This window comes from Tistlia consotensis USBA 355 (assembly GCF_900177295.1).
In the GTDB taxonomy this organism is placed as follows: domain Bacteria; phylum Pseudomonadota; class Alphaproteobacteria; order Kiloniellales; family DSM-21159; genus Tistlia; species Tistlia consotensis.
Genome location: NZ_FWZX01000022.1, coordinates 1 through 12,462 on the forward strand (window position 1 = coordinate 1; position 12,462 = coordinate 12,462).

4 protein-coding genes are annotated in these 12,462 nt (G+C 70.6%); 1 reads left to right on the top strand and 3 read right to left on the bottom strand.

Annotation, left to right across the window (positions count from 1 at the left end):
• Positions 1–8,588 (bottom strand): beta strand repeat-containing protein (locus B9O00_RS21765; RefSeq protein WP_143596308.1); only part of this gene is annotated, 8,588 nt, incomplete at its 3' end.
• Between the two features lie 19 nt (positions 8,589–8,607).
• On the bottom strand, positions 8,608–9,090 hold the full coding sequence (locus tag B9O00_RS21770; protein WP_159460288.1) for an LEPR-XLL domain-containing protein: 483 nt from the start codon (positions 9,088–9,090) through the stop codon (positions 8,608–8,610).
• 354 nt (positions 9,091–9,444) lie between these two features.
• Here B9O00_RS21770 and B9O00_RS21775 point away from each other — a divergent pair, with 354 nt between their 5' ends.
• Positions 9,445–10,689 carry a threonine synthase gene (locus B9O00_RS21775; RefSeq protein ID WP_085124850.1) on the top strand — a complete coding sequence of 415 codons (1,245 nt, stop codon included), beginning with the start codon at positions 9,445–9,447 and terminating at the stop codon, positions 10,687–10,689.
• Positions 10,690–10,707: 18 nt separating this feature from the next.
• Here the strand turns inward: B9O00_RS21775 and cysS are convergent, their stop codons facing one another.
• Positions 10,708–12,237, bottom strand: coding sequence for a cysteine--tRNA ligase (gene cysS, locus B9O00_RS21780; RefSeq protein WP_085124851.1), 1,530 nt, complete (start codon positions 12,235–12,237; stop codon positions 10,708–10,710).
• Positions 12,238–12,462: the final 225 nt, after the last annotated feature.

The following is a 12,462-nucleotide window of genomic DNA, read 5'->3' on the forward strand; positions in this document are numbered from 1 at the left end:
GACAGCGTCGCCCCGCCCGGGCTCGAGGCATCCTCCGGCACAGACGTCAGCGTCGCCGAGCCGCTCGCCACCGGCGCGTCGTTGACGGCGGTCACCGAGCCCGAGAGCGTCGCGGCGTTGCCGGAGATCGCGGTGATGCCGCCGGTTGCCGAGGAGATGTCCTGGGTCCCGGTCGTCACCGCACCCGAGGAGTTGTCGATGACGCGGAAGCTCAGGCTGCCCGGCGTGCCGTTCCAGTCGGCTGCCGGCACGAAACGGATGCTGTCCGTGGTCTTGAGGACCAGCGCGTTGCCGTCGGCCCGCGTGCCGATGTCCGTCCAGCCCGAGCCGCTGTCGTACTGCCAGACGCCCTGCGTGCTCGTCGCCGCGTTGCCGACGATCGCGACGCCCGCCAGCGTGTTGGCATGGCTGCCACCGCTGCCGCTGGTCACCTCGTCGGCGCTGTCGTCGAAGGAGCTCGCGAAGAGCGTGGCCACGGTCGAGCCCCCGCCGGTCGCGTCCTCGGCCGTGGTCAGGCTGGCGTCGCTCGCGACCGGCGCGTTGTTGACGCCGGTCACCGAGGTGCCGATGGCGACCGAGCCGGAGGAGTAGACGGTGGTGCCGCCGGTGGCGCTGCCGCCCGAAAGGTCGACCGTGCCGCCGCTGGTCACGGCACCCGAGGAGTCGTCGATCAGCTTGACCGACAGGCTGCCCGGCGTGCCGTTGAAGTTCGAGGCCGGCAGGAAGCGGACCAGGGTCGAGCCGCTGAGCAGCAGCGCGCTGGACGAGGAGGGCGAGCCGACCGCCGTCCAGTGCGCGCCGCTGTCGGTCGAATACTGCCAGACGCCCTCGCTGCCGCTCGCCGCATTGCCGACGATCGCGACGCCGGCCAGGGCGTTGGCGCTCGACCCGCCCGAGACCGTGTCGGTCGAGTCGTCGAAGCTCGCCGTCACCAGGCTGGCGACCGTGGCCCCCGAGGGATCGGCGCTGTTCTCCGCGATCGCGGACAGGGTCGCGCTGCCCGAGGCGACCGGCGCGTCGTTGACCGCGCCGACCGTGACGTCGACCGTCCGAGTCACCTCCTGGGCGCCGCCGGTGCCGGTGTTGCCCAGGTCGTTGACCAGGATGGTCACGGTCGCCGGGCCGTTGAAGTCGCCGGTCGGCTTGTACTGCAGGCCGTTCAGGGCGGCGTTGATCTCGGCCAGCGTGCCCTTGAAGGTCATGGTCGTGTCGCCGGTGCCGTCGCCGCTGCCGCTCGTCGTGCCGCCGTCCGCGCCGAAGGCGTTCGTCGTCTCGGTGAAGGCGAAGTCGAGGCCGCTGGTGGTGCCGAGCGTCGCCGTGCCGTTGGTCACCGTGATGCGCACCATCACGTCCTGGGTCGGCGAGTCGGCGTCGGCGAGGGTGATCTGGTTGCCGTTCCCCGAGGAGAAGGTGAGGGTCGCGTCCTCGCTGACCGAGGCCGTGGTCGGGCCGCCGAAGACCGGCGCGTCGTTGGCGCCGCCGACGGTCAGGGCGATCGACGCGCTGTCGGTCAGCACGTTGCCGCTGCCGACGTTGCCCCTGTCGCTGATCGCGAGGCTGATCGAATCGCTGCCGGTGTAGTCGGTGTCCGGCGTGTAGGTCAGCTTGGCCAGCGCCGTGTTGAGGTCGGCGATCGTGCCGGTCAGGGTCACCGAGTGGCTGCCTGCGCCGGTCGCGGTGACGCCGCTGGTCGCCGAGGTGAAGTCGAGCGAGCCGTAGGTCGCGCCCAGGGTCACCTGGGCCGTCGTGTAGCCGCTGTTGTCGACGTCGGCGGCGTCGGCGACGCTGACGCCGGTGATCGCGGTCGTGGTGTTCTCGCCGATCGTGAAGCTGCCGGTCGCGGCGGCGACGTCCGGCGCGTCGTTGACCGGGGTCAGGGTGATCGCGACGCTCTTGCTGTCGGTGCCGGAGCTGCCGGCGGCCCCGTTGTTCTCGCCGTAGCCGCGGTCGTCGACCGAGACCGACAGCGCGACCGTGCCGCCGATGTTCTGGCTGTTCCGGTTGCTGGCGCCGAGATAGCTCAAGGTCGCGAGCGCGGCGTTGAGGTCGCTCACCGTGCCGCGGATCGTCATCGAGCCCGAGCCGTTCGAGCCGGCCTGGAAGCTGACGTTGCTGGTCGAGCCCAGGGTCAGCGTGCCCTCCGGCACCGAGAGCGTGACGTCGACGGCATTGCTGCGCGCATCGACGTCGCTGATCGAGATCGCGTCGGCGCCGGTGAAGGCGAAGGAGACGTCCTCGGTCGCGGTCACGGTCGCCGGGCGGGTGATCACCGGCGCGTCGTTCTGCGGCGTGATACCGGTGATGTCGAGCGTCGCGCTGTCGGTCAGCGTGCCGCCGCTGCCGCGGTTGCCGCGGTCGCTCAGCGTCACGGTGATGGTGTCGCTGGTGCCCGGATCCTCGCCGGAGCGGTAGGTCAGGGTCGCCAGGGCCGCGTTGATCTCCGCCGCCGTGCCCTGGATCGTGAAGCTCTGGCCGCCGTTGCTGCCGCTGCTGAAGGCGAGGCCCGTCGTCGTGCCGAGCGTCAGGCTGGCGCCGCTGGCGCCGGCGCTCAGCGTCACCTGCAGGGGGTTGCTCTGCGAGCCCTCGCCGCGCGCCACGTCGACGTCGGCGACCGACAGGCCGGTGATCGACAGGGCGGCGTTCTCGGTGGCCGGATAGGCGAAGGTCGTGCCGCCGGCGGTGGTCAGCACCGGCGCGTCGTTGACCGCGCTGACGGTGATCGGCAGGTCGCGGGTGACCGACTGCGGCGCGCCGCTGCCGGCGACGCCGTCGACGGTCGGCGCCGAGTGGCCGTTGTCGTCGACCACGATGCGCAGCGTCTCGCTCTTCGGCGAGCCGTACTGCGTGTTGAAGTTGGTGTCGGGCTGGTACTCGAGGCGGGCCAGCGCGGCGTTGACCTGGGCGGCGGTGCCGCTGATCGTCACCGAGGTGAAGCCGGCCGTCGTGCCGAGGCCGGTGACGCTGTCGACCGAGACGCCGTCGCCCGTCGGGTCGGCGTCGAAGCGCAGGTCGCCGTTCGACGAGGGCAGCGAGACGGTGACCGTCAGGGTCGAGGACGCACCGTCCTCGGCCAGGTCGACGTCGGAGACGACGATCGGATGGCCGGAGCCGTCCTTGACGTCGACCCAGCCGGCATCCTCGGCCAGCACGACGATGCCCGCGTTCGACGAGGCGGTGCCGCTCAAGGCCGAGCCGTTGACCGAGACGACCGGCGCGTCGTCGACCGAGGTGACCCGGATGTCGATGTCGCTGGAGGCCGTCTGCGCGCCGCCGGAACCGGTGTTGCCCTGGTCGTCGGCCAGCACGGTCAGCCGGAAGGTGCCATAGTCGTTGCTGGCCGGCGTATAGACCATGCCGTTCATCGCGGCGTTGATCGCCGTGGCCGTGCCGGTCAGCACGACCGTGCCGCTGCCGTTGCCGGTCACCGTCACGCTGCTGGTCGTCGCCAGGGTGAGGATGCCGGGCGAGCTGCCCTGGACGCTGTTCTCGTTGCCGAGGTTGCTGAGCGTCAGCGTGACCTTCAGGTTGGCGCCGGCGTCGACGTCGCCGACCGTGACCTGGTTGCTGCCGCTGAAGGTGAAGCTGCCGTCCTCGGCGATCTGCGCCTTGTTCGGCGTGGTGATCGCCGGCGGGGTGTTGACGACCGGCGGGTCGTTGACCGCGTTGACGGTCAGCGCCAGCGTGCCGGTCGCGGTCAGGATGCCGCCCGCGCCCTCGTTGCCGCGGTCGCTGGTGGCCACGGTGATCGTCGCCGAGCCGTTGTAGTCCTGGGCCGCCCGGTAGACCAGGTTGCCCGAGGCCAGCATGGCGTCGATCTGCGCCTTGCTGCCGGCGACGGTCACCGCCGAGCCGCCGCTGCCCGAGACGACGGCGGCGCTGAGGCCGGAGTTCTGCACGATCAGGGTGCCGTTGGAGGCGGTCAGCGTGACCTGCAGGGTGCCGTCGTTGACGCCGTTGGCCTCCGGATACTGCGCCTCGATGTCGGTCACGACGATCCCGGACAGCGCGAGGTTCGTGTCCTCGTTGACGCTGAGGCTGACCGTCTGGCCGTCGAAGTCCGAGCCGTCGTAGGTCATGCCCGGCTTGTCGTTCACCGGGCGCACGGCGATCGCCACGCTCGCCGACGCGACCTGGGTGCTGGAGGTGCCGGTGTCCGGCGTGTTGACGATCGCTGGGCTGTTGCCGTCACCCGGGTCGCGGCCGCTGTTGCCGTTGTCCGAGAGCGTGACGCTCATCGATTCGCTGCCGCGCAGGTCGTTGAAGTCCTGCGTGCCCTGATAGCGGACGCCGCTGCCCAGCGCCGTGGTCAGCTCGGCGACCGTGCCGGTGACGGTCAGGGTGCCGGTGCCGTTGCCGCTGACCGAGAAGGTGCCGCTGGTGCCGTCGCTCGACTGCGAGACCAGCTGCAGCGTGCCGTGGGCGACCCCGAAGGTCAGGGTCAGCGTGCCGTTCGTGGTCTGCGAGACGTCGATGTCGGAGACCGAGAAGCCGGTGATGACGACCGAGGTGTCCTCGTTGACCGTCACCGAGGTCGGGGCGGTCAGCACCGGGCTGTCGTTCACCGGGCCGACGTTGATGTTGAAGGTCGCGCTCGGCTCGCTGCCGCCGGAGCCGTCGGAGACGGTGAAGTTGAAGCCGTCGGTGTGATTCTCGCTATTGTCGTGGATGTACTTGATCTTGTTGGCGGCGAGATCGGCGAGCGTGAAGGCGCTGCCGACGCCCAGCGTCTTCTGGCTGCTGCCGTCGTCGAGCACCAGGCGGCCGTACTGCACGGCGCTGGTCAGGCGGATCTGGACCTGGGTGCTGCTGTTGTCCGGATCGGTGATGTTGAGCATCGCCGTCGTGATCGTCGCCGTCTCGCCCTCGTAGGAGACGGTGCCCGGCAGGCCGCTGTTGGTGACAATCGTCGGCGTGTCGTTGACCGGCGTGACCGAGATCGAGACGGTCGAGGTGTTGCCCAGGGCGCTGTGCGGGTCGGTCGCCGAGTAGGTGAAGGAGTCGGTGAAGTTCTCGCTGCTGTCGTGGACGTAGGTGACCAGGCCGCCGGTCAGCTGCGCATAGGTGAAGGTCGCCCCGGCCGTCGCCGCCACGCCATTGATCTCGACCGTGCCGTGGCTCGGCAGGCTCTCGACCTTGTAGGTCAGGGTCGAGGTCGCGTCGTCGCTGTCGCTGGCGTGGATCAGCGCGGTGCCGAGCACCTGGGTGCCGCCCTCGGCGACGGTGAAGGAGCTGCCCGAGGTGAGCGGCGCGTCGTTCACGTTGCTGACGCTGAAATTCAGCGTGTACTGCGCGCTGGTCGACTCGCCGCCGCCCGGCACGTTGCTCGCCTGGTCGGTCAGCCGCACCTTGACCAGGTCGGTGGCGGCGTCCGGCTCGCTGTTCGGATCGTGGAAATAGGCGACCTCGCCGGCGGTGACCTGGCTCGGCGTGAAGCGGTCGCCGGCGGCGAGCGCCACCCAGACGCTGTTGGCGCTGTCCCAGACCCGGATCGAGCCGCCGCCCGGCAGCTGGTCGATGACGTAGACGAGCTGCGTCGCCGAGCTGTCGGGGTCGACCGGCGAGAAGTTCGCGCTGGTCAGCGCGACCGCGTTGTCGATGCCGCTGAGGTCCTTGCTGGTGTAGACCGTGGCGACGTCGTCGGCCTCGGCAAGCGAGAGCGTCGTCGAGCTCTGGGTGATGTCCGGCTGGTCGTTGACCGGCGTCACCAGCATGCTGAAGGTCCGGCCGGTCGCGTCGGGCGTGTTGGCGTCGCCGTCCGAGACGCTGAAGACGAAGGAGTCGCTGGTCGTCTCGCTGCCGTCGTGGCTGTAGGTGATCAGGCCGCCGTCGATGTCGGCCTGGGTGAAGGTCGAGTTGACCGTCAGCGCGACGCCGTTGCGATAGAGCGTGCCGTGGGCGGTCGCCGTGGTGACGGTGTAGGTCAGGCCGGCCGCCGCGGTGTCGCCGTCGCCCGCGGCGAGGTAGCTGCTGGCGATGACGTTGCCGGCCGAGCCTTCGGAGACGATCAGCTGGCTGTTGGCGGAGAGGCCGGGCGAGTTGCCGCCGGCCGTGGTGGCGCTGCCGCCGCCGGTGCTGCTGTCGACCTGCGACTGGGTCAGCAGCACGATCGGCAGGACCTGCGCCTGGCTGGTCGTCGTGCCGTCGGACACCGTGAAGGTCGCGGCGTAGCTGCCGGCCGTCGCCAGGGCGCTCGACACGAAGACGACGTGCCCGGCGTCGATGTCAGCCTGGGTGAAGCTGGTGACCGCGACCCCGGCGTTGGTCGACAGCTCGAACTGCGCGTTGGCCGGCACGCCGCCGGTGATCGTGTAGGTGATCGCGCCGGCCGCCGTGTCGGCGTCGGTGAAGGTCAGGGTCGATCCGCTCAGCGTCGAGCTGCTGCCGACCAGCTGCGAGATCCGCCCGATCGTGTCGACCGTCGGGTCGTTGAGCGGCGTCACGTTGATGTCGAAGGTGCCGTCGACCGCCGCGCCGTCGCCGTCGCGCATCTTGTAGGTGAAGGAATCGTCGGCGGTGCTCGGGTTCGAGTCCGGCTCGGCGCCGTCGTGGCGGTACAGCAGCTTGCCGGAATCGACATCGGCCTGGGTGAAGGTGGCGCCGTCGCCGAGGCGCACGCCGTCCAGATAGAGCGCCCCCTTGCTCGGGCCCGTCATCACCGTGTAGGTGACGCGCGCGCGCACCGAGTCCGGGTCCGCGATGTCGAGGTTGACCTGGCCCGCGCCGTGGCCGCCGATCGTCGCGCTGCCGCCCTCGTCGACCGTGAACATCGTGCTCGAGACGCCGGACTGCGCGGGCGGGTCGTTGACCGCGGCGACGTTGAGCGTGACCGTCGTCGGCCCGGCCGTCGAGGGGGTCAGGTGGGTGTTGCCGTCGGTGACGCTGACCGAGAAGCTGGTCGAGGCGAGCGCGCCTTCCGGCTCGGCCCCGGTCTGGATGAAGCGCAGCTTGCCGGCATTGACGGCGGCCTGGGTGATGGTGTCGCCGATCACCGCGTCGACGTAGCCGGCGCCCTTGTCGATGACCAGGCGGCCGACCGCCCCGTTCGGCAGGCTGTTCAGCGTGTAGGTGATCAGGCTGGCGTCGCCGTCGGCATCGGCGGCGGTCAGCGCGACGGTCGAGTAGTCGGTCGCCTCCGGGCCGATCCGCTCGTTGACGCTGATCGCCGTGCTGGAAACCGAGATCGCGGCGTTGACGTCGGTGACGTGGACCGTGAAGGCCTGGGCGGTCAGCTCGCCGCCGGCGCCGTCGCGAACCGAATAGGTGAAGCCGGCGCTGTAGTCCGAGCTCAGGTTGCTGCCGGAATAGCGGAACTTGATCAGGCCGTCGACGACGTCCTGATAGCTGAACAGGGCGCCGATCGTCGCCGTCACGTCGGTGCCGCCGATGGTCTTGGTGATGCGCACGTTCGACGGCAGCGACTCGACCCGGAAGATCAGCTGCTCGCTGGTGTTGTCGGGGTCGCTCGCGACCAGGTCGGTCAGCTGCAGGGTGTAGGTCTGGTTCTCGGCGAAGCTGACGCTGGCCGCGCTGACGCTGGGCGCGTCGTTGACCGGCGTGACCGGCTGCGAGGCCGTCGCCGAGGCGAGGCTGAAGGGCGTCGCGTTGCCGCGCGTCGAGGCGTCGACCTTGGTGCCGATGGTGCCCAGCGAGCCGTCCCAGACCACGTAGGTCAGGGTCGCCTCGCCGCTGAGGTTGCTGTCCGGCCTGAAGCGCAGCTTCGCCGCCGACGAGAGCAGCAGCGCCTGGCTTTCCGAGACCGGGCCGACGTCGCTCCAGTGGGTGCCGTCGGTCGAGTACTGCCAGGTGCCGCTGAGGCCGCCGAGCGCGGTGACGGCGATGCCCAGGCTGTCGCCGTCGACGTCGGTCGCCCGGTCCTGGCCGTTGATCGTGATCAGCGAGGCGACGGCGAAGCCGGCGTTGTCGATGTCGGAGACGTCCTCGACGATCGGCGGCAGCACGACCGTCGAGGTGTCGCTGTGGACCGGCGCGTCGTTGACCGCGGTCACGACCTGCGTCGCCGTGCGGCTGCTGACGCCGAAGGCGCTGTCGCCGCCGGTCGAGGAGATCGCGACCGTCTCGCCGTTGGATCCGCTGGTCTGGTCCCAGGCGCGGAGCGTCAGCGTCACCGTGCCGTTGAAGTCGGCGTTCGGCTGGAAGCGCACGTAGGTGTGGCCGTCGTTCGCCAGCAGCACCGCCGAGCCGTCGCTCGGGCTGACGATGCCGGTCCAGGTCGTGCCGTCGTCGGTCGAGAACTGCCAGGTGCCGCCGCCGCTGCCGTCGTCGGCGCCGACCACCGCGACGCCGCCGAGGGCGCCCGAGTCGACGTCGGTGTAGCCCGAGCCGGTCAGCAGGTCGGCGACGCTGGAGCCGTGGTTGGCGGTGCTGGAGATGTCCTCCGCGATCGGCGCCAGGATGGCGTTGCCGCCGAGGTCCGGCGCGTCGTTGACCGCATGAATCGTCACCGTCGCGGTCGAGGCGGTCGAGTGCAGGCTGCTGTCGGCCGGATCGACGACGACGTACCGGAAGGTCGCGTTGCTGTCGCGGTTCGAGGCCGGCGTAAAGCGCAGGTCGACGTGACCGCCGCTCACCGTCAGCGTGGTGCCCGAGTCACCCAGCGTGATCGGGCTGCCGTCGGCCTGGGTCAGGGTGCCGCCGTCGACCGAGAGGATGCGGATCTGGGTCGGCGTCCTGGACCCGGCTGTCGACGAAGACGATCTGCTGCACGTCGCTGCGGCGGTCGTCGGGTGCGGCGGTGACCGCCGTCGGCACGAGGCCGCCGGCATCGCCCGCGGCGGTGCCGTCGGTGGTCGTGACGGTGCCGCCAGCCGCCGTGTCGCCGGTGCTGCCGTCGGCCGTCCTGCCGCTGTCCTGGCTGCCGGCCTCGTGCCCGTCGGCCGTGCCGTCGCTGGTGATCGCGACATCGGCGGGCGCAGCGGTCGAGGCGCCGCTGTCGGTCGCGGTGGCGGCCGGCTGCTGCGTCGGGTGGCTGTCGACGTCGGCCTGGGTCTCGTGCTGGCTGTTGTCGGCGACGTGGTCGATCGTCACGACCGCCGCGGCATCGAGGAGCACGCGCGGCTCGAGCAGCAGCATGTGCGAGTGAGCCCCGGTCGCGCCGACCGGCCGTCGCCGCCGCAGGATTCCGGCGCCGTTCGCCCCCTCGTTCAACGACATGCCCCAGCTTCCCCCAAGAGATGGGCCGCTGCCCTCGACAGGCCCTTTTCAATCCATTGGCGAAAGATAGCCGGCCGCCACTGTGTGCGCCAGCGAAATCTGTTAACCTATCGTTTACAGTTTAATTTACACGAGAGTTAATTGCACTGCCCCGCGCACTTCACGCACGATCGGTGCAGGCAAGGGGTTGAGCGGGATATATTCGAGATGTGACGAGGCGGCCGGCAGGCGCTATTCTTGAGACCTTGGTTAATCAAACTGTGAGCAGACACCTTGGGCCGTTTACCAAACTTTGTCACTCATCTGGAATGCTCCGAGACCGGACGAGAGTATGCCCCGGGAAGGAAGTACAACCTTTCCGATAGCGGAAAACCCCTGCTGGTGCGCTACGACCTGGCCGCCCTCGGCAAGGCGCTGAGCAAGCGCGACCTTGCGGGGCGGCGGTCCGGCGGCTTCTGGCGCTATGCCGAGTTCCTGCCGGTCGCGGCCCCCGAGAACCGGATCAGCCTGGGCGAGGTCGAGACGCCGCTGATCGCGCTCGACCGCATCGGCCGCGACCTCGGCCTGCCGGACGGCCGCCTGCTGGTCAAGGACGAGGGCCGGCTGCCGACCGGCTCGTTCAAGGCGCGCGGCCTGGCGCTGGCGGTCTCGATGGCCAAGGAGCTGGGCGTCACGGACCTCGCCATGCCGACCAACGGCAACGCCGGCGCCGCCCTGGCCGCCTACGCCAGCCGTGCCGGACTGACCTCGACCGTGCTCTGCCCGGCCGACACGCCGGAGATCAACCTCTCGGAGATCGAGGCCCAGGGGGCCACGGTGCTGCGCGTCAACGGCCTGATCAACGACTGCGGCAAGCTGGTCGGCGAGGGCAGGTCGGCGCGGGGCTGGTTCGACGTCTCGACCCTGAAGGAGCCCTACCGGATCGAGGGCAAGAAGACCATGGGCCTGGAGCTCGCCGAGCAGCTCGGCTGGCGCCTGCCCGACGCGATCTTCTATCCGACCGGCGGCGGCACCGGCCTGATCGGCATGTGGAAGGCCTTCGACGAGCTGGAGAGGCTCGGCTGGATCGGCTCCGAGCGGCCCAAGATGATCGCCGTCCAGGCCAGCGGCTGCGCGCCGATCGTCAAGGCCTGGGAGGCCGGCGAGGAGCACGCCCCGCTGTGGCAGGACGCCCACACCGTCGCCGCCGGCATCCGCGTACCGGTCGCGATCGGCGACTTCCTGATCCTGCGCGCGGTCCGCGAGTCGGGCGGTTTCGCCATCGCGGTCGACGACGAGCGGATCCTCGCGGCCCGTGACGAGGTCGCGCGCCGCGAAGGGCTGCTGCTCTGCCCAGAGGGCGCGGCGACCTTCGCGGCCTGGCTCGCCGCCCTCGACCGCGGCTGGCTGCAGCCCGAGGCCGAGGTCGTGCTGTTCAACTGCGCGACCGGCCTGAAGTACCCGCTGCCGACGGTGACCCGCAGCCTGGACCGCAACAGGCCGGTCGACTGGGCCAGCCTGACCAACCGCGACGCCTGACGCGCCCGGCCGCCCGCCTCAGGCCGGCAGCGGCAGCCACTCCCAGGCCGTGCCGCCCGGCTCGTCGCGCAGCGCGACGCCCTCGGCCAGCAGAGCGTCGCGGATCGCGTCGGCCCGGGCGAAGTCCTTGGCCTTGCGCGCCTCCTGCCGCTCGGCGAGGCGCGCCTCGATCTCCGCCTCGGTCACGGTGCGGCCGGCCGGCTTGATCGCCAGGTCCTCGGGCGCATAGGTCAGCAGGCCCAGGCCGAGCGCCAGCTCGTAGACCGCCGCCAGGCGCAGCGCCGCCTCGGGCCTGAGCTTCCTGTCGAACAGCAGCTCGCCGAGCAGGGTCAGCGCGACCGGGGTCGCGAGGTCGTTGGACAGCGCCTCGTCGAGCCGGTCGACCCAGCTCCGCTCGGCCTCGGACAGGCCCTCGGCCAGCGCCGCGATCAGGCCGGTCAGGGCGCCGCCGCGCGAGGCGCGGTGCTCCCCGGCCAGGTGCACGATGGCGGCGGCCTCGGGAACCTCGGCTCTCAGCTCGCCGACCCGGCGCAGCAGCCGGCGCAGGTGGGTGCGCGCGCCGACGATCGCCTCCCAGTCGAACTCGAGCTCCGAGCGGTAGCTCGCGGTCAGCAGGAACAGGCGGTAGGCGGCCGGATGCAGGCCCTGGTCGACCAGGCTCTGCAGCGTCAGGAAGTCGCCGCTCGACTTCGACATCTTGGCCTGGCGGACGATCAGGAACTCGTTGTGCATCCAGAGGTTCGCGCCGCTCCGCTCCGAGCGGGTGTAGCCCTGGTTCTGGGCGATCTCGTTGCAGTGATGGACCTGGCGGTGGTCGATGCCGCCGGTGTGGATGTCGAACTGCTCGCCCAGGTACTTGAAGGACATGACCGAGCATTCGAGGTGCCAGCCCGGCGCGCCGACACCCCAGGGCGAGTGCCACTCCATCTGGCGCTGCTGGTCGCTCGGCGACCGGCGCCAGATCGCGAAGTCGGACGGGTTGCGCTTGCCGCCGGGCCCGGCGACCCGCTTGCCGGCCTCCTGGCCCTCCAGGTCGAGCAGGCCGAGACGGCCGTAGTCGCTGGCCTTGGCGGTGTCGAAGTAGAGGCCGTCCTCGAGCTGGTAGGTGTAGCCGCCGGCCTCCAGGGCGAGCGCGAAGTCGATCATCTCCTGGATGTGGTCGGTGGCGCGCGGCCAGACCGAAGGCTGCAGGATGCCGAGGCGCTCCAGGTCGCGGAAGAAGGCCTCCGTATAGTAGGCCGCGACCTGCCAGATCGTCTTGTTCTCGCGCCGCGCCGCGAGGTCCATCTTGTCGTCGCCCTCGTCGGCGTCCGAGGTCAGGTGGCCGACGTCGGTGATGTTGATGACGTGGGTGACGTTCCAGCCCTTGAGCGTCAGGGCGCGGCGCAGGGTGTCGGTGAAGACGTAGGCGCGCAGGTTGCCGATGTGCGCGAAGTGGTACACGGTCGGCCCGCAGCTGTAGACGCGCACGTTGTGCGGATCGATCGGCTGGAAGATCTCCAGCCGGCGGCCGAGGGAATTGAACAGCTGCAGCGGGCGTTCGGTCATGGTGCTCGTCGGGTGATCGGGGGCCGGCGCGGCCGGGGCGCGACACCATAGCCGGACGGCGCCCCAGGTCAAAGGCACCGGCGGGCCGAGGCGCAACGGCCGGCCGCCTGGGGCTGGCGCGACCGGCTCGACGCTATATCTGGACGGCGGCGCGAGCTAGGTTGAGGCGAGACGAGCAGGGACCGACAGCCTTCCAGTGGCATCTTTGAAACGCCTGACGCCCCA